Raw genomic sequence first — 18,617 nt, forward strand, 5'->3', positions numbered from 1 at the left:
CGTCGCGATGATCACGCCGTGGAACTGGTCGATCAACCAGATCGCCTGCAAGGTCGCTCCGGCGCTCGCCACGGGATGCACCATGGTATTGAAGCCATCGGAGATCGCTCCCTTCAACGCCGTGATCTTCGCCGAGATCATGGATGAAGCCGGGGTGCCGCAGGGGGTGTTCAACCTCGTTCAGGGCGACGGCCCTACGGTTGGTGCTGCGCTGGCCAGCCACTCGGATGTGGACATGGTGTCCTTCACCGGGTCGACGCGCGCCGGCATTGCCGTCGCGCAGGCGGCGGCACCGACCGTCAAGCGGGTGCATCAGGAGCTCGGCGGCAAGTCGCCGAACATCATCCTGCGCAGCGCGGACTTCTCAGCCGCGGTCGCCGCCGGCGTCCGCCGGTGCTTCGGCAATTCCGGCCAGACCTGTACTTCGCCAACACGAATGCTGGTGCCTGCGGAGCGAATGGACGAAGCAAGCTCGATCGCCGCGCGGGAGGCGGTTGCGCTTGTCGTCGGCTCCCCCTCGGATCCGCGCACCGACCTCGGACCGGTCGCAAGCGCCGCCCAGTTCGACAAGATCCAGGCGTTGATCGAACGCGGCATCGCGGAAGGAGCCGAGCTCGTCGCCGGCGGCCCTGGCCGCCCTTCGCACCTCAATTCCGGCTATTATGTGCGCCCAACCGTGTTTGCCCGCGTCACCAATCAGATGACGATTGCGCGGGAGGAAATCTTCGGCCCGGTGCTGTCGATCATCGGCTATGACAGCGAAGAAGAAGCCGTGGCGATCGCCAACGATACGCCCTACGGCTTGGCTGCGTACATTCAGGGCGATCCTAAGGAAGCGCGAGCGCTGGCAGGCAGGCTGCGCGCCGGTAGCGTCCGCCTCAACAGCGCCGCCTGGGACAGTGCCGCCCCTTTCGGCGGCTACAAGCAATCCGGCAACGGTCGGGAATACGGGAAGTTCGGACTGCACGAGTTTACCGAGATCAAGGGCATAGCCGGCTTCTTAAACGAGTGAACGGTCAAAGTGCGGTGTGGCCTTTTCGGATGCCTGCGCAAGAGGCTGCGATACAGTCACACGGAAGATCCGTAAAGCTCGACCCCGTCCAGTCCGCTAGGCCATGCTTGCTCGCCCTTCGAACGTAAAGAGAAGGGGCGAACGAGCCGCCCCGTCTCATCGTACAACAGCACCTGACGCCTGGGTTTTCAGGCGCGCTTGAGGGCTGGCTCCAGGCCAACGGCGGCGGCTAAGCCGCCGATATCCTTGATCTCGGTATATTCGTAGAAGGGATTGGCCGGCTCATGGCCGCGGTTGACCCAGACCTTGCTCTTGATGCCCAGGTCATAGGCGGTCATCAGGTCGTAGCGAAAGGATGAGGACACATGAGTAATGTCTTCCGGTCCGCAGCCGAGCTTGTCGAGCATGTATTCGAAGCCCTTCATCAGAGGTTTGTATGCCCCGACTTCTTCTGCCGTGATTACCATATGGACGGGTGCGCCCAACTTTTCCACGTTCGACATGATCAGGCTGTTCATGGAGTTCGACAGGATGACCAGCGGAATTTCCTTGGCCACTTTGGACAGGCCAGCCGGGACGTCCGGGTGCGGTCCCCAGGTTGGCACCTCGTCATAGATGCGTTGCGCGTCTTCGGGCTTGAACGAGATACCGATACGCTTGCAGCTGCGTTCGATTGAATTGTGCACCACTTCGACGAACGGTTTCCATGGGCCCAGCACCTCGTCAAGGCGATAACCCCTGAAAGCCTCGACGAAGGCTGCCATCGTTTCAGGGGTGAGGCGCTCGCCGTAGACGCGCCGTGCTGCGCCGGCCATGTCGAAATTGGTGAGCGTGCCGTAGCAGTCGAAGGTCACGTACTTCGGTCGAAATTGAGTCATCGCGTGTATTCCTTCCAATTTTCATGGCACGGTGTGCCTATCCAAGGTCATTTTTTTGGCGGGCATGCCGCCTGTCTAAAGAGGTCGCGGTCCCAACAGACCCCAGCGGACGCGGCAGGTATCTTTGAGAATCTGGTCATTTCCCTGCCTTCAAAGCGGATCACTCCGACGTGTTCGCTGCATTCCGACCAGTGGGAGCACACTGGCATAAGTTGGAGGCGATAGCAACTGATTGTCCAACAATCTTTTTGGCCTTCCAAACAGCAGCGCGCAGTCAACCTGCGTTAACCGCTCCCAAAACAGACACCGCTAACCAATACATCGTTGTATTTACTATCTTTTTTACCTTGCTTAGCCTGCAATCATCAAAAACACTGAGTTTGATCAGATCAAGCACCGAGATAAATTGTTGTACAAAAATTGAAGTATGAGATACTGAGGTCATCGAACCGCATGATATGAATGAGTTTGAAGATGGGTCACAAGCATCAGTACGGGCCAGCCCGCGTCCCTGAGCTTTCCGAGGCGTGCCATACCGTCGGCGCTGCGGAAGCCGAACGAATCGCCGAGCGGCTATATGGCAAGCGTGGCTCGGCAGCGCGCTTTGAAACAGAAAAGGACGACACCTTCCTCCTCGACTGCGCCGCCCAGGGGAAGTTTGTATTGAAGATCGCTCATCCTTCGGAGCGGATCGAGGAACTCGATTTCCAGGTGTCGCTGATGCGTCATCTGGAGCAGCGAGCCCCTGATCTACCAATCCCCCGCACATTTCGCGATGTCGACGGGGCGGAGTTGCCGATTGTCACTACGAGTGGCGGCGAGCGGCGAGTCGTGCGTCTTATTACCTTCCTTGCCGGCACCCCGCTCGACCGGACATCTTGCACAGCTCCACAGCGTGAACGGATCGGCGAAATCCTGGCAAAACTGCGTCATTCCATGGCCGATTTCTCGCACCCCGCGGACGGCCGGACGGTGGCATGGGACGTCACCCATCTGCTCGACCTGACCGATCTGCTGAGTTTCATCCCTGAGGGCGGCAAGCGGGCCTGGACCGTCCGTGCACTCGAGCGGTTTGCCGAAATCAAGCCGAAGCTCGAACTGTGCCGGCGGCAAGTGCTCCACAACGACTTCAATACGTCGAACCTGGTCGTCGATCACACTAGTCCGCAGTTCCTGACCGGCGTCATCGACTTCGGCGATGCGGTTCGTACCGCCATCGCCGTCGATGTCTCCACGGCGTTGATGAACCAGATGCCAAAAACGTTCGACCATGGGAACCGGCGAGACCTGTTCGACGAAGCGCGCGACGTTCTGCGCGGTTATCTCCGCCATGCCGAACTGACGGATGAGGAGCTCCGGCTCATTCCCTTCCTGTCGATGGGCCGGCTTGCCGTTCGTGCGCTGCTGACATGCTGGCGCGCAGAGATCTTCCCCGAGAATGGCCGCTATATCCTGCGCAATACAGAAGCCGGCTGGGCCCACCTCGAGTGGTTTCACTCAATTTCGACCGCACAGATTTGCGATCTTCTGGCACGATAGGAACAACAATGTCCAAACAAGCGACTACCCTGCCCAAGGGCTTCCGCGGCGACATGCCAAATGGCTTCAACCCTCAGGACACGTCTCATCTCACAAGTGAAGATCTGGCGCATGTCGCCAGGCGGCAAAGGCTGCTCGGGCCTGCTTATCGGCTCTTCTACAAGTCGCCGGTTGATATCTCCCGTGCGAAGGGCGTCTTCCTCTATGACAAGCAAGGCAACGAATATCTTGATGCCTACAACAACGTGGTGTCGCTGGGTCACTCTCATCCGCGTGTCGTCGAGGCGATCCAGAAGCAGCTCGAAGTACTCTGTACCCACACGCGTTACATGCAGGAGCCGCTGCTGGACTATGCCGAAGCCCTGATCAATACGTTCGGTGGCGAACTCGGCCGGACCGGATGCGCGATGTTCACATGCACGGGCTCGGAAGCCAACGATCTCGCCTTGCGGATTGCGCGTTACCACACACGCAAAACCGGCGTCATCGTCACGGCGGAAGCCTATCATGGCAACAGCGGCGCGGTGGCGGCAATCTCGCCGTCGCTCGGCAGGAAGTCGGCTTTGGATCCCTATCTTCGCACGGTCGCCGCGCCGGATTCCTATCGTCTGCCCGTCGAGGAAATCGGCCGGCGGATGGCGGAGGATGTTGCGCGGCAGATCACCGACATGGAGCGGCATGGCGGCGGCATAGCGGCCTTCATCGCCGATTCCGTCTTCTCCTCCGATGGTCTCTACGTCGATCCGACGGACGTATTAGCGCCGGTGGCGGAAGTTGTGCGCAAGGCTGGCGGCCTGTTCATTGCCGACGAGGTGCAGTCCGGATTCGGGCGGACCGGCACCCATCTTTGGGGCCACAGCCGTCATAAGGTCGATCCGGATATCGTCACGATGGGCAAACCGATGGGCAACGGCTATCCCGTTGCCGGCGTGGTGCTGCGGCCCGAACTCGTTGCCGAATTCGGGTCCAGCATGCGCTACTTCAATACGTTTGGCGGCAACTCCGTCGCTATCGCCGCAGCAAGAGCCGTGCTCGACACCATTCTCGAGGAAGGCCTGTTGGACAATGCCGTCAAGGTCGGCGGCGAAATCCTCGACGGCCTCCGTAGCCTGCAGAAAAAATACGAATTTGTCGGCGATGTTCGTGGGGCCGGCCTCTATTTCGCCGTCGAACTCGTTACGAACCGAGACCGAAAAACACCCGACATGGACCGAGCGCTTGCGGCGGTCAATGCCCTGCGCGACAGGCGCATCCTCATTTCCGCGACGGGAGCGGACGCACATATCCTGAAGATCAGGCCCCCGCTCATCTTCACATCGGCCAACGCGGCGCGTTTGCTCGAAGGCGTCGACGAGGCGCTTCGGTCCGTGCAGATCTAGGAACCGCCAGCATGCGGCGCGGAGGTACGATATCATCTCCCTTGCCCTGCGCTGCCGCATGTGGCGTAGGTATACGACATAAACAACGAGCAAAGCCAAAGCCATGCCGTCGCTGCCCGCCAAGAACCGAGCCGAAGATCCAGAGATGAACGTCGAGCCTTTGCCCGCCAGCGCAGTGGAGATCCTGACTCACGCCTTGCGAAGGCGAATCTTGTCGGGGGACTTCCGACCGGGCGAGTTCCTACGCGACGTGAAGATGTGCGAAGAGCATTCGACCTCGCGGCACACATTCCGTACAGCAGCCCAGGTGCTCGTCACGCAAGGTCTGTTGCGTCAGATACCGAACCGGGGCTTTGTGGTGCCCGAATTCGGGCCAGACGATATTGTCGATATCACGCGGGTGCGCGGCGCAATTGAAGGCGAGGCCATACGTCTGATCGTGCTGACCGGTATTATCCCCTCTCAGGCGCTGGAGGCGGTCGATGTCATGCACAGGTCGACGCTGTCTTCCGACAGATCCCTGCTGGTTGCTGCGGACCGCGACTTCCACCGCGCGATCATCGCCTCGAGCGGTAGCCCTCGGCTCAAGCGGACCTATTCGGACCTTGAGGGCGAGATCGAGCTTCTTCTCGCACAGCGGCAGGATTTCTACTCCACCGCTGAAGAAATGGCGGAAGAACACGAGCGGCTCATCAACAGCTTGAGGAGCCGTCACTATGATACTGCGCGGGATGCATTCCAGGAGCACTGGGAAGATCTCCAGATCAAATTGCTCGATCAACGCTGACCAACGCTCGCTAGGAATGTGACGTTTCGGAGAAAGACCACCTCTCAGGCGGCGCTGAGGATGCCGGCGCCGCGGGTTCGACGCCAATCGCATGTCCGATAACCGTCACCGACAGCAGTCAACTTGAGCCAATAACGCTGCGGAGAAGTTTTATGCGTGAATACTCCATCGCAACCATACCCGCCGACGGCATCGGACCTGAGGTGATCGCTGCTGGCCAGACTGTTCTTTCAAACCTGCAGACGCGGCTCGGCGACGTAAAATTCACCTTCGAAAATTTCAACTGGGGATCTGACTACTACAAGAAGCATGGCGTGATGATGCCCTCGGACGGGCTGGAGCAGCTCAAGAAATTCGACGCTATCTATTTCGGCGCGGTCGGCGCACCGGATGTTCCCGACCATGTCACGCTGTGGGGGCTCAGATTGCCGATCTGCCAGGGCTTCGACCAGTACGCCAATGTCCGGCCAACCAAGATCCTGCCTGGCATAACTTCGCCGCTGCGCAAGTGCGGGATCGGCGATCTCGACTGGGTGATTGTGCGGGAGAACTCCGAAGGTGAATATTCGGGCCATGGCGGCCGCGCTCACCGCGGCCTGCCCGAAGAGGTCGGCACCGAGGTCGCCATCTTCACCCGCGTCGGCGTCACGCGCATCATGCGATACGCTTTCAGGCTGGCCCAGTCCCGACCGCGCAAGTTGCTTACGGTTGTTACGAAGTCCAATGCCCAGCGGCATGGCATGGTCATGTGGGACGAGATCGCTTGTGAGGTGGCGGAGGAATTCCCCGAGGTTACGTGGGACAAGATGCTGGTCGATGCCATGACGGTCCGGATGACGCTCAAGCCGCAGAGCCTCGACACCATAGTGGCAACGAACCTGCACGCCGACATTCTTTCCGATCTCGCTGGTGCGCTTGCGGGTAGTCTGGGGGTTGCACCGACGGCGAACATCGATCCGGAGCGTCGCTTTCCCTCGATGTTCGAGCCGATCCACGGCTCCGCCTTCGACATTGCCGGCAAGGGCATCGCTAACCCGGTTGCCGCATTCTGGACTGCTGCCCAGATGCTTGACCATCTCGGCGAGCGGGAAGGCTCGGCCCGCCTCATGCGCGCTGTCGAGCGGGTGACCGGCGCCGGAATCCTAACCCCCGACGTGGGCGGCTCAGCTACTACCCAGGAGGTTACCGAGGCCGTCTGCGACGCGATCCACTTTTCTAACGTTTAGGCACACGTCATGCCATCTGAGATTTCGTGGTCATCTGCCCAACTCACCGACATCCGCGTCTTCCTCATCAGTAGGAGCTAGCCAGTGAAACTTGATCGGATCGACGTCAGGCCGAATTTCAAATGTCGAGCTTTCTGAAATGGTCAATCTCTCGCCAAGCCCCTGTTTGCTGCGAGTGAGAAAGCTGCAGGCGGAGGGCTATATCGAGGGCTATTCTGCGCAGATCAACATTGCAAAACTGGGCCAGACGCTGACGGTGTTCACCGAAATCACGCTAAAGAACCACCGTCAACTCGACTTCGCGAGATTTCTTACTGCGATCGAGAAGGTTGATCAGGTCATCGAGTGTCATCTAGTTTCGGGGGGTTACGACTATCTCGTAAAATTTGTCACCGCCGGAATCGAAGAATACCAGACGATCATGGAGCGGCTCCTCCATTCGGAGATCGGCATTGACAAGTATTTCAGCTTCGTCGTGCTGAAATGTAAGCGGTGTTCCCGGGTCACGGTTTGACGCTGGCTTGGGTCTGACCGATACCAGCCGATTCATCGGCCCGTAACGCTTTCTTGATCTCGATAGCAGCATCAACGAAACTGTCGAACTCTTCTGCATCGAAAGGGTAATATTGATAGTTGCCCGATGCTTTAGAGGCTAACACCACATAGACGCCGCCGCTTCCGCCATCGCGTTTAATACGCAAGGACATAATGCAACTGCCGTTCATAATTTGAACGTCTGATTGTCGGATTATCTTTCCAGTCAGCACTCTCTTCAATGATTTAAACAGTCCCGCCATCTAACCCTTAGAACTCCAGCAGCAACATAGTCAGACCTAGCTCGTTTCTCATTGGTATCATCGTGTACAGCGGAACGAAAGCTTAGCGGTTTATCGCAGTGCTTTCATTTACGGCTCAGGTTGTGCTCGGAGGGATAGGCCCATGGTAGAAGAGTGTCGATCTGACTGTTCGGGTGGCCGTTGACGATCTTGGTGAGTACATCGATGAGATAGCCGAGCGGTTCGACATCGTTGAGTTTGGCAGTTTCGATGAGCGATGCGATGGGCGCCCAGTGCTCGGCCCCGGCGTCGGAGCCCGCGAAGAGGGCATTTTTTCGATTGAGAGCAATTGGCCTTATGGATCGTTGGACGGTGTTGGAGTCGATCTCGATGCGGCCGTCATCGATAAAGAGGGTCAAGCCTTCCCAGCGTGACAGGGCATAGCGGATTGCTTCGGCGAGCTTTGTCTTTTGGCTGATGTAGCCGAGTTGCTCACGCAGCCAGGGAGCCAGCGTGTCGGTGATCGGTCGGCTCGTCTCCATGCGCGCGGCTCTACGCTCCTCGTGTGTGCGACCACGTATCTCGTCTTCGATCTTGTAAAGTTCGGCGATGCGTCGCAGTGCCTCGCTGGCAATGGGTGCGGGACCGGCCGCAGCCAACTCATAGAAGCGGCGTCGAACGTGGGACCAGCAGAACGCGAGCGACACGGTGTTCTTTGCCGCCAGCGGGCGATATCCGCTGTAACCGTCCACCTGCAGAATGCCGACGAAGCCGTCGAGATGGGCCATCGGCCGCTCGCCTTTGCGGTCCGGCGCATAGACATAGGCAACGCCAGGCGGGTCATCGCCCTGCCATGGCCTGTCGTCCCGTGCGTAAGCCCAGAGCTGTCCGGTCTTGGTTTTGCCACGTCCCGGATCGAGCACCGGGGCTGTCGTCTCGTCGGCGAACAACTTGGGCGACTACTTCAAATGATCAAGCAACCGCTGATGGACCGGGCGTAGATGCCAAGCGGCACGGCCGACCCAATCGGCGAGCGTCGAACGATCAAGATCGATGCCCTGGCGCTTGTAGATTTGCGCCTGGCGATACAGGGGCAGGTGGTCGGCATATTTAGAGACCAGAACCTGGGCGACAGTTGCCTCTGTCGGAATGCCGCCCTCGATCAGCCTTGCCGGGGCCGGAGCCTGGACAACGACCTCCTCGCAGGCCCGGCAAGAATATTTTGGGCGGCACACCACCAGCACGCGGAATTGGGCGGGCACAATGTCCAGCTTTTCGCTGACATCTTCACCAATCCGATGCAGGTTATTACGGCAGCAAGGACAGGCATGATCATCGATATCGACCACGACCTCGATGCGCGGCAGGTGCGCTGGTAGCGAGCCCCGGTTCGTGCGCCGCTTGGCAACTTGCGACTGGCGAAGAGCCGTGGCAGCCTGTTCCTTCTCTTCCAGTCCGTCGGCTTCGACCTGCTCGGCTTCTTCAAGCCCAAGCAGAAGCTGATCCTCGGGAAGCGTCTCTGCCCGTCGACCAAAACGGTGGCGCTGCAATTCCTTGATGATCTGACGCAGCCGGGCATTCTCCGCCTCACGCGAAAGCACCATGGCTTTCAGCGCGTTCAGGTCATCCGGAAGTTCGTCTGCCGTCATCGTCATTCGGCAAGAACAGCATATTTTGTCGCTCGGAACGAGAGGATGGATGGTGCCTGATTCAATTGGTCGCGGCCGCTAACCAGCCTTTATCGGGGTTCGCGTTTCGCTCGGCGCATGCACTCGCTTCCAATCCAATCCCTCGAACAGAGCCGAGAACTGGGCTGCGGTCAGATGCATCGCGCCGTCCTGCATTCGAGGCCAATGGAACTCGCCATCCTCAAGCCGCTTGGCGACCAGGCACACGCCGCTGCCGTCCCAGAAGATCAACTTGATCCGGTCGGTTCGCTTGGCTCGGAATACGTAGATCGTGCCCGAGAACGGGTCGGCACCCATCGCGGATTTCACCAACGCGGCCAACCCTTCCGCACCTTTGCGGAAGTCGACAGGCTTGGTGGCGATCATGACTTTAACCGCGCCGGACGGGCCAATCACGATGAGGCCTTTAGGGCCTGGAGGACGGCTGCAATTGTCATGGCATCCGTGCCAGATGCGATCCTCAGTATCGCTCCATCAATCTCCAGCTCAATGGCAACAGGATGCGGAGTGCTCCTTGCCGTCGTTTTGCGCCGCGTCAAAGGCTTTTCTGCTGGGATATCGATCAGCGCTGGCACAAACATTGGTGGTGAGGCTTGCTCCGGCTGCTTTCGCGACTGTCGCCGCCAGGTGAACAACTGACCAGGCGACAAACCATGCCGTCGAGCAACAGCACTCACCGACACCTCGCCGCTATAGCTCTCAGCGACTATCTGATGCTTCTCCTCGTCGCTCCAATCACGACGGCGACCCGCGCCAGTGAAAACCTCAAACCGCTGCACCGCCTCGTCGGCCTTAGTGCTATGCGTAAACCCTGTAATCGTCATATGTCGAAGCCCTGTTCGGGCACAACATCAACGATCAACTGCCAATCTGGAAGGTGGGGACAAAACAGCGCTTACGCTGAAATCGCCCCTGATCAAAGCGCAATTGCCGCTGGCAAGCCTGTTCCGGGTAACCTCTTAGCCCAGGTCGATACGGTTGGTGTGGCGTCATTCGGCATTGATGAGCAGCCGGCATCAGGAGCCGGTAGGTTGATGAGAGCGAAAAAGAAGACGGTGAGAATAGCCTCCCGCCGATGCGGCCATTGGACTTGTCGGGACAGCTCCAATGCACTGTCCAGCTGCTTTGGTGTCATCTTCTCGAGAATGATCGCTTGGTTCGTCATGATGCGGTCCGGCCTGTGTCTTCAAGGATCAAGGTAACTTCCACAGCACAGCAGTTCCTCCCGACGTACGGACATGCGCCATTCGTTCGCGCTAAGCTTTGCCGCCTGTGCCGCATCTTGTGCCGACCGTGACAGAGTCTGTACCGCGATCCCCGGAAAGGTCGCTAAGCAGTGACTCCCTGCAGAACAATCTGCTGCGGGTCCGGGCGAACCGGCCACTTCTTCTCCCCACTCGCCACTTTGGCAATTTGCGATACACGCTGTTCGGCGCTTCTGTGAAGCCCGAGAGGTCATTCCGGAAAATCGATGCTGCTTTATAAGGCGTCTGATCGGTACGACGGAACGTGTTCGGCAATGAAGGCTCCTGACTTCCTCCGGTCAACTCAGCCAATAGCTTGGCTGGCCAAGCAAAAAGTTTGAACCGCTAGTATTTCAGATCGACCCGCCGCGCCGCGAACCATCGCAACGACGCTACCCTCCTTAGGCAGCCCCCAGTCCGCGAGCGGTGACGAAAGGCCGGTCTGTTCAGGGATATCGACTCTTACAATGCGACCTTCCTTGCCCGAGAGGATGAAGGCAAGCAAGTCCCTCGCCTGTTCCGGGTTTTCCGCAACGACGGGCCCGACGACCTCACCCTTTCCGAACAACCGCGTTGCCGCAAATGCGACGATACGATCCCCTTTCCGGATGGCGGCGAAACTCCCCTCATTCGCCAGGGCGTTGTATATCGCGTCACGGTCGGCCCCGAATGCCTTACGATCGAGCGCTTTGATTGCCGGCAGCGCGTCAGGCCCGATCCACTCAACATTGTCAGGAGCACCGACCTGACCGGCAATGCCTTGATGACGGAGGATTTGGTGCGTCGCGACGAATCCGAGTTTTTCATATAGAGGCAAGCCGTCATTCGTCGCCGTCAATCGGCATTCACGCTCACCAGCGAGTTCCAACACGGCGGTGGTCAATTTTCTTCCCACCCCCCGTCCACGCTGGCTTTCATCGACAATAATCATGTTAATGGCAGAGCAAGTGTCGCCGAAGGGAGTCATGAGGGCGGTACCCACAACCCGGTCGCCGGCGAGCGCAACGCGTCCTTCGCTCAGAGACCGTATCATTTCCCAGTCTTCCCTCCTGTGCGCCCAACCCGCTGCACGCGACAGCGCGAGGGCTCCGCCCACATGATGAGCCTCGAAAGGCGCAAGAACGATCGATTCCGTTTGCATGAGTTCATCCATTCGTGGGTCTCCTGCTCACCAGTGATAAGAGCGAAGGGTCTATGAAGCCGCGGCGGAGAAGCGAGACTCCCGGCCGTACCGGACACGGATATACAAGCCGAGTAACGAGCCACGGATAAACCGCCCATCGCTTTCAAGTCTCGCCGGCCGAAACGGCTTGCCTGCCGCCTCGCCCCGCCTGCAGATGCGAAGATGCACGTAAAAACGGCATCGTTTGCTCGAATGATCAGGTGACGGTGACGAAAATCTTCCGCACCGTCTCGATTGTCTTCCAGACCCCGACGTAGCCCGGCTTCATCACAAAGCTGTCGCCCGCGCGATAAATGACCGGATCCTTGCCCTTTTCCGTCAGTTCGATCACACCATGCACAAGATGGCAGAATTCAAATGTTTCGCCCTTGATGGAGTGCGTTTCACCGGGCGTCGCCTCGAAAACACCGGTATTGACCTTGCCGTCCTTGGCGGTGTCCTGCAGCCACGTCTTGAAGGCGGGGCTGCCCGCAATCAGGCGCTCCGGCTCGGCAGTTCTATGCTTCGGCTCGAAGGATGGATTCGGGTCGATGGTTTTCAGTAGGGACATTTATCTCTCCTATTCTTGCTGCAGCCACCCGCGGCATCGTTCCGTGTTGGAGCCTGCCTGACGTCGGCACATGATTGCTAACTGGCAAGCGGCCTTGCTCGCAACGACCTACCAGGTGACGGCGATGTACTTCGTTTCGAGGTATTCGAGCATGCCGTGATGACTGCCTTCGCGCCCGAGGCCACTCTGCTTCATCCCGCCGAACGGCGCCGCAGCGTCGGAAACGACACCGCGGTTAATCCCGACCATGCCGCTTTCCAGCCTGCCGGCCACTGCAAGCACACGCTTGAGGTCTCGGCTGAAGATATAGGATACAAGCCCGTATTCGGTGTCGTTGGCCAGATCGACGACCTCGTCCTCGGTATCAAACACAATAATGGGCGCAACCGGACCGAAGATTTCTTCGCGAAGTATCTCAGCGTCCAGAGAGACATTGGCGAGAACGGTTGGCAAATAATAGAAACCCTCGCCGCTCAACCTGCTACCGCCTGTCACCAGCCGGGCTCCCTTGGCGATCGCGTCGTCTACTAGGCGCTCCACCTTGGCCACCGCGGCATCGGTGATCAGTGGGCCAAGCTGCGTATCTGGTGCCAGTCCTGGCCCGACGTTGAGCGCTGCCATCTCCTCGGCGAAGCGCCGAATGAAGTCGGCGGAAATTCCCCTTTGAACGTAGAACCGATTTGCCGCCGTACAAGCCTCACCGCCGTTGCGCATCTTTGCAACCATTGCGCCGGCGACCGCCGTTTCCAGGTCAGCATCATCGAATACGATGAATGGCGCATTGCCGCCCAATTCCATTGAACAACTGACGACCTGGTCCGCGGCCTCGCGCAGTAGTATCCTGCCAACGCCGGTCGAGCCGGTGAACGACAGCTTCCGGACCCGCTTGTCATGCAGCATTGCGCTGACCACAGGGCCGGCTTTTTTCGTGGGAACGATGTTGACCACTCCGGCAGGAACACCTGCCTGCCGCATCAGTTCTCCAATGGCAAGCGCCGTTAGAGGCGTCTCGGCTGCCGGCTTCAGGATGCAAGTGCAGCCTGCAGCCAATGCCGGGGCAATTTTTCGGGTCGCCATCGCTGCCGGAAAATTCCAAGGCGTTACCAATACGGCGATACCAATCGGTTCATGGCTGACGATGATCTGGTTTGCGCCGGAAGGCGCTGATCCAAATTCTCCGGGAGCCCTCACAGCCTCCTCGGCATACCAGCGGAAAAACTCGGCCGCGTAGGCGATTTCCGATCTCGCGTCGGGAAGCGCCTTGCCATTTTCCACGGTGATCAGTTGCGCCAGCCACTCGGCTTGTTCGAGAAGAAGGTAAAAACACTTCATCAGGACATCCGCGCGCCGACGCGGCGGAGTTGATTTCCAGGCCGCAGCCGCCTTTTCCGCCGCGTCGACCGCCGCCATCGCGTCCGCGATGTCGCCGTCAGAAACTGTGGCGATTGCTTCCGCCGTCGAAGGATCGATCACATCGAAGGTCCGGCCACCTTTTGCCGAAATCCATTCGCCGCCGATAAACAGTTGAGTGGGAGCTTCGCATGCTACAGCCGCCTGCGAAGGCACACGGCTTGTTTCAAGTGTCGGAGTTGCTTTCACGTTCACCACCATTCGCTACCAATCAGGATCGTTGTGCGATCAATATAGAATTGGTTTCGACATTGGTGTCAATATAGATCAAATTGGTCTCGCGGATTATTTTCGATCTGCTGAAATCGTGGTGGCGTTAGGATCAACAAAAGCAGCTCGAAACGCCTGATATCTCGTATCCCGGCTAAATCGAGAATGCCTGCGAAAGGAGCTCTCTCGGTCGACGGGAACGATCGTCACCGGCCTTTTGGACGCGCTCGTACGCCACATGATGAGCCGCTTCTCGGCTTCAGTTTGATGCGGTGCCTCAAACGCCAGGACGCAGATCGGTGGGCGGACGAGGCCCGCTGCGCAGGACCCGTCCGTGCAAATTCCCGGATCGTTTTAGATTCAGAAGAGGCCTGCTTCCGCCGGGCTCTTCATCTCCGACTTTCAGTGACGTCGCGCACCGCTGCGACAACTTCGTCAACGGCGACTCGATCGACGTCGAGATGGGTGACCCAGCGCATTCGCCCACCCGGCCAAAAACTCGCCGCGATGCCGCGCTCACGCAGCGCATCGGATACCCGGGTCGTCAGTTCGGGCGCGAGCTCAACAAACACCATGTTGGACTGCGGCGGCTTAACCGTCAGTCCTGCTATTTCCGAGAATCCATCGGCCAGAGCCTTGGCGTTGGCATGATCCTCGGCCAGACGTTGGACATGATGGTCGAGGGCGTACAGCCCCGCCGCTGCAACTATTCCTGCCTGCCGCATCCCCCCGCCCAGCATCTTGCGCCAACGGCGTGCCTGTCCGATCAACTTGACATCCCCGACCAGCACTGATCCGAGCGGCGTCCCGAGCCCCTTTGAGAGGCACACCGACACGCTATCAAAACCCTCAGCCAAACAAGCGACATCTACGCCGAGCGCCACTGCCGCGTTGAATATCCGCGCACCATCAAGATGAGTGGCAAGCTTCCGATCCCGTGCAAACTCGACGACCTCGTCCAGATGACGTCGCGGCAGTACCCGGCCGACGAACGTATTCTCGATCGTTACCAGTCGTGTGATCGCAAAATGCGGATCGTCCGCCTTGACCGCCGCGTGAAGATCCTCGATGCGGATCGTGCCGTCAGCCCGGACTGGCAAGGGCTGCGGCTGGACCGAGCCGAGCACGGCGCCGCCTCCAGCTTCCCAAAGATAGGTATGGGCTTCATTTCCACAGAGATATTCCTCTCCGCGCTGGCAATGGCTCATGATCGCAGCCAGATTGGCCATGGTACCAGTCGGCAGCAGCAGTCCCGCTTCTTTGCCGAACAGCTCGGCAACGCGCGCCTCGAGCGCCTTAACCGTGAAATCATCCCCCAACACATCGTCGCCCACCTCGGCGGCCGCCATCACCGCGCGCATTTCCGCAGTTGGGCGGGTAACCGTATCGGAGCGGAAGTCGAGGCGAATAGCATTGGCTTGCATGATCGAGACCCTATCGGTTTGGCTGTATCGGTCATACTAGCGAAAGGATAGGCTCGGACTATCGATATAAACTGACGGATTATGGTGATAGAGGATCACCAATCATGCGATCTAGCGGCGTTGCAACTGCATTTGACCACCACCTGCAACATCGATCTTGGCTCGATCTTTCGCGCCCTGTTTGCGGGCGGTTGCCCTGTGACGTCACATATGCTGCCTCGGGTTCACAGCTTGCGGCTGCCGTCTTGTCCCACTCTTCTGATTCGAGGAGCCTCGCTTCAGGAGAGCGCCCGCTTCGACCGATCCTCCGTACTTCGAGATGGAAATTGATATGATTTCAAACTTACCGGTGATAGTTTGTCACCAATGAAGCGTTCGGACATTCCATCCCTCGATGATCTGCGTGCCTTTGAAGTCGTTGCGCGCCTTGGTTCCGTGCGTGCCGCTGCTGCTGAGTTAAATTTGACGCACGGTGCTGTCAGCCGGCGCGTTTCGAAACTTTCCGAACACCTCGACATTCGTCTGCTGGAAGTTGATGGGCGTGGCCTAAGGCTGACGGGAGATGGTTCACGGCTCGCGCAGGCGACGACAGACGCTTTGTCCCTCGTTTCGGCGGCGCTGGAGGATATCCGCAAAATCGATCAGTCACCGCCGATCGTCGTTTCATGCGAACGATCCGTCGCCATGCGATGGCTGATCCCGCGCCTCTCGGAATTTCAGGATCGCCATCCCGAAATCGATTTTCACCTTTCTGTCGGTGGCGGGGGTTTCGATTTTGCGCGCGACCGTATCACCCTTGCAATCCGCAGGCTTGATTTCGCGATCGATGCGAATTGGCAGGTCGAACGGTTGATCGAGGAGGAAGTCGGTCCTGTCATGCATCCTGCCATGACGGATCGGTTTGCTGCCGGCGATTATGTCGCGCTTGCTGCAAAGACCCGTCCGGATGGATGGCAGAAGTGGTCCACCGCTCATCCGGACGCGCCGAAGCCGCGCTCGACGCGCTTTCTTGACCATCATTTCCTGATGGTGGAGGCCGCAGCCAGCGGTCTTGGTGTGGCCATGTGCCCAAAGATCATCGCCATTGACGATATCCGCAAAGGCCGCCTGACCGCACCATTCGGCTTTCGCCCTGATGGTTCACATTACGGCGTTATTCGTTCGGCATCGGCGAGGAGGACGGCTGGAATCGATCAATTCGTGTCTTGGCTTCTCGCCGCCATTCAAGAAGATTTTCATGCTGCGTCATGAGGTCGGCGGCAAAGAGCCGACGACTGTCAACTTTCAAAGAACGTGCCGGCACTTCGTTCTTCGGCGCGCGCAAACGCCAGCGTGGCAATAGCGGTATCCTGAACACCGGTGCCCGTAAGATCGGCTATGGTGATGTCCGAGGCACTTCTGCGGCCCGGTCTGGCGCCTGCAACGATCTGACCTAGTTCCGGAAAATCAGCATCGCTTGCGACGAGACCTGCGTCGATGGCATGGCGCAATTCACCCAGTCTTCGCGTTTGTTTGAGGCTGTCAGCCACGTAAACATCTGCCGCTTTGATAGCGATGGGGTCAATCTCGTTCTTATGTTCTGCGTCCGAACCCATGGCGGTCAGGTGCTGTCCGGGTTCGAGCCACGACGCATGGACAATCGGTCGGTCAGCAGGTGTTGTCGTTACGACGATCTGTGACCCGGTGATCGCTTCATGCGGATCCTGAAATGCGCAAATGGAAAGATTTTGTCGGGCTCCGAGCTGCTCAACAAGCGCTTGCGCCCGTCGATAATCACGCGCCCAAACGCGGATCTCTCGAATAGGCCTCACCAGCATGAGGGCCTCGAGTTGCAGCCTGGCCTGAACGCCCGCTCCGAAGACCGTTGCGATCGACGCGTCCTTCCGTGCCAGATGGTTTGCCGCGACAGCGCCGGCGGCCGCTGTGCGAACGTCGGTGAGGTAGCCATTGTCCAGCAAGAGCGCCTGCACCAAGCCGGTTTTGCTCGACAGCAAGACCATCAGACCATTAGTGCTCGGAAGCCCGATCTTCGGATTATCGAAGAAACCCGGACTGACCTTGATGGCAAAGCTGCTCAAACCATGAATATAAGCCGTCTTCACATCGACTTCGCCCCTACTGTCGGGCACGTCAAGGCGCAAAATCGGCGGCATCTGAACCGCGTTTTCCACGGCCAATGCGCGGAAGGCGTTTTCAACGCAATTCACCGCATCCATGTCGAGCGGAACGATGGTTCGAAGCTCTGACTCGGTCAATATCCCTATTTTAGGCATCAGCGTCCCTCACCAATTGTGTCGAGGCCGTTGGCCACCTTCATGTGCAACGCCATGTCAATGTTCCCACCAGAAAGAATGGCTACGATCGGGCCTTCAACCTGCGCCAGTTTACCTGAGAGCAGCGCAGCAATGCCGACTGCCCCAGCACCTTCGATAATCTCATGCTCATACGCATAGGCATGACGTATGCCGGCGGCTATCTCGGCCTCGCTGACGAGCACCACGTCGTCGAGAAGGGTTTTGCACATCGGGTACGTCCAGGCATTGGCCAATCCGATGCCGCCGCCGAGCGAGTCGGCGAAACTTCGATGCTCTTCGACCTGGATCGGGTGCCCCGCGTCGATGCTAGCCTTCATCGCCGCTCCCTTTTCCATAGTTATACCGATTACCTTGGCATCCGGGCGCACCGCCTTGACAGCCGCCGCGACACCTGCCGCCAAACCGCCGCCGGACAGGGGAATGAGAACTGCGGCGACGTCAGGCATCGCCTCGACGATTTCAAGTCCGACGGTGCCTTGGCCGGCGATGACCCAAGGGTGATCAAAGGGCGGGATCATGCTGAGGCCCTCCTCCGCGACGAGACGGTCAACCTCAACCTGCGCTTCATCTTGTGATAACCCGACGATCCGTACGCGAGCGCCGAGCCGGCGGATTTCAGCCACCTTGTTTTCCGGCACGAGGTGCGACATGCAAATGGTCGCTCGGGAGCCAATCGCGTCGGCGGCATAGGACAGCGCGCGTCCGTGATTGCCCGTGGAAGCCGCAACAACGCCTCTATCCCGCTCCGATTGAGTGAGCTGCAACACTGCATTGGTTGCTCCACGAAGCTTGAAGCTTCCGGTCAACTGGCGATGCTCGAGCTTCAGGCTGACTTGCGTCTCGGCCAGTTCGGACAGTGACGCCGACATGACGAAAGGCGTGGTGCGGATGTGCTTGCTGATGCGCTCGCGCGCCTGCTCGATCGTTTCCAGACTAATCATGTCTGTTCACCTTGGCTCCCTCCTTTGCCAGTTGTTGTCTGCTGCGTAGCGCCAA

At 58.8% G+C, this 18,617-nt stretch carries 18 protein-coding genes and 1 pseudogene; 7 read left to right on the forward strand and 12 right to left on the reverse strand.

Annotated features, from left to right (window positions below):
* The coding region (locus tag QWJ46_RS28290) for an aldehyde dehydrogenase family protein (RefSeq protein WP_302755586.1) at positions 1-1,012 on the forward strand (1,012 nt) is incomplete at its 5' end.
* Between the two features lie 188 nt (positions 1,013-1,200).
* On the opposite strand, the gene QWJ46_RS28295 is transcribed toward QWJ46_RS28290, so the two are convergent.
* A complete protein-coding gene (locus tag QWJ46_RS28295; protein ID WP_302755587.1) occupies positions 1,201-1,890 on the reverse strand; it encodes a haloacid dehalogenase type II in 690 nt (229 codons plus the stop codon).
* A gap of 462 nt (positions 1,891-2,352) precedes the next feature.
* Here QWJ46_RS28295 and QWJ46_RS28300 point away from each other — a divergent pair, with 462 nt between their 5' ends.
* The 5 genes from QWJ46_RS28300 (at position 2,353) to QWJ46_RS28320 (ending at position 7,335) form a co-directional block, all read left to right on the forward strand.
* A complete protein-coding gene (locus QWJ46_RS28300; RefSeq protein WP_302755589.1) occupies positions 2,353-3,429 on the forward strand; it encodes a phosphotransferase in 1,077 nt (358 codons plus the stop codon).
* An 8-nt stretch (positions 3,430-3,437) separates the two neighbouring features.
* Positions 3,438-4,808 carry an aspartate aminotransferase family protein gene (locus tag QWJ46_RS28305; RefSeq protein WP_302755590.1) on the forward strand — a complete coding sequence of 457 codons (1,371 nt, stop codon included), beginning with the start codon at positions 3,438-3,440 and terminating at the stop codon, positions 4,806-4,808.
* Positions 4,809-4,911: 103 nt separating this feature from the next.
* Positions 4,912-5,595 carry a GntR family transcriptional regulator gene (locus tag QWJ46_RS28310; protein ID WP_302755591.1) on the forward strand — a complete coding sequence of 228 codons (684 nt, stop codon included), beginning with the start codon at positions 4,912-4,914 and terminating at the stop codon, positions 5,593-5,595.
* 152 nt (positions 5,596-5,747) lie between these two features.
* On the forward strand, positions 5,748-6,821 hold the full coding sequence (locus QWJ46_RS28315) for a tartrate dehydrogenase (RefSeq protein WP_302755592.1): 1,074 nt from the start codon (positions 5,748-5,750) through the stop codon (positions 6,819-6,821).
* Positions 6,822-6,912: 91 nt separating this feature from the next.
* Positions 6,913-7,335: an Lrp/AsnC family transcriptional regulator gene (locus tag QWJ46_RS28320; protein WP_302755593.1), complete on the forward strand. Its 423-nt coding sequence runs from the start codon at positions 6,913-6,915 to the stop codon at positions 7,333-7,335.
* Here QWJ46_RS28320 and QWJ46_RS28325 read toward each other — a convergent pair.
* From QWJ46_RS28325 to ltaE, 9 genes and pseudogenes are all read right to left on the reverse strand, one after another.
* The gene (locus QWJ46_RS28325; RefSeq protein WP_302755595.1) at positions 7,325-7,618 is read right to left on the reverse strand and encodes a hypothetical protein; all 294 of its coding nucleotides are present in this window, start codon (positions 7,616-7,618) and stop codon (positions 7,325-7,327) included. The two genes, QWJ46_RS28320 and QWJ46_RS28325, sit on opposite strands and share 11 nt — an antisense overlap.
* Before the next feature lie 104 nt (positions 7,619-7,722).
* Positions 7,723-9,252, reverse strand: a pseudogene (locus QWJ46_RS28330) (IS66 family transposase).
* A 72-nt stretch (positions 9,253-9,324) separates the two neighbouring features.
* The gene (gene tnpB / locus QWJ46_RS28335; RefSeq protein WP_302755597.1) at positions 9,325-9,651 is read right to left on the reverse strand and encodes an IS66 family insertion sequence element accessory protein TnpB; all 327 of its coding nucleotides are present in this window, start codon (positions 9,649-9,651) and stop codon (positions 9,325-9,327) included.
* Between the two features lie 26 nt (positions 9,652-9,677).
* A complete protein-coding gene (locus QWJ46_RS28340) occupies positions 9,678-10,109 on the reverse strand; it encodes a transposase (RefSeq protein ID WP_302755598.1) in 432 nt (143 codons plus the stop codon).
* A gap of 92 nt (positions 10,110-10,201) precedes the next feature.
* A complete protein-coding gene (locus QWJ46_RS28345; RefSeq protein WP_302755599.1) occupies positions 10,202-10,450 on the reverse strand; it encodes a hypothetical protein in 249 nt (82 codons plus the stop codon).
* A 383-nt stretch (positions 10,451-10,833) separates the two neighbouring features.
* The gene (locus QWJ46_RS28350; protein WP_302755629.1) at positions 10,834-11,670 is read right to left on the reverse strand and encodes a GNAT family N-acetyltransferase; all 837 of its coding nucleotides are present in this window, start codon (positions 11,668-11,670) and stop codon (positions 10,834-10,836) included.
* Positions 11,671-11,908: 238 nt separating this feature from the next.
* A complete protein-coding gene (locus QWJ46_RS28355) occupies positions 11,909-12,262 on the reverse strand; it encodes a cupin domain-containing protein (RefSeq protein WP_115066061.1) in 354 nt (117 codons plus the stop codon).
* Between the two features lie 108 nt (positions 12,263-12,370).
* Complete coding sequence (locus QWJ46_RS28360) at positions 12,371-13,873, reverse strand: NAD-dependent succinate-semialdehyde dehydrogenase (protein WP_302755601.1); 1,503 nt, start codon at positions 13,871-13,873, stop codon at positions 12,371-12,373.
* Positions 13,874-14,271: 398 nt separating this feature from the next.
* On the reverse strand, positions 14,272-15,306 hold the full coding sequence (gene ltaE, locus QWJ46_RS28365; protein ID WP_302755603.1) for a low-specificity L-threonine aldolase: 1,035 nt from the start codon (positions 15,304-15,306) through the stop codon (positions 14,272-14,274).
* A gap of 366 nt (positions 15,307-15,672) precedes the next feature.
* On the opposite strand from ltaE, the gene QWJ46_RS28370 reads away from it, so the two are divergent.
* On the forward strand, positions 15,673-16,557 hold the full coding sequence (locus QWJ46_RS28370; RefSeq protein ID WP_302755605.1) for a LysR substrate-binding domain-containing protein: 885 nt from the start codon (positions 15,673-15,675) through the stop codon (positions 16,555-16,557).
* 26 nt (positions 16,558-16,583) lie between these two features.
* On the opposite strand, the gene QWJ46_RS28375 is transcribed toward QWJ46_RS28370, so the two are convergent.
* Positions 16,584-17,579, reverse strand: coding sequence for a cyclodeaminase (locus QWJ46_RS28375; RefSeq protein WP_302755607.1), 996 nt, complete (start codon positions 17,577-17,579; stop codon positions 16,584-16,586).
* Complete coding sequence (gene eutB, locus QWJ46_RS28380) at positions 17,579-18,562, reverse strand: hydroxyectoine utilization dehydratase EutB (protein ID WP_184460404.1); 984 nt, start codon at positions 18,560-18,562, stop codon at positions 17,579-17,581. The genes QWJ46_RS28375 and eutB overlap by 1 nt, the downstream gene beginning before the upstream one ends.
* Between the last annotated feature and the right edge of the window lie 55 nt (positions 18,563-18,617).

Origin of the sequence: Rhizobium sp. CBN3 (assembly GCF_030518245.1) — a bacterium.
GTDB classification, from domain to species: Bacteria; Pseudomonadota; Alphaproteobacteria; order Rhizobiales; family Rhizobiaceae; genus Rhizobium; species Rhizobium aethiopicum_A.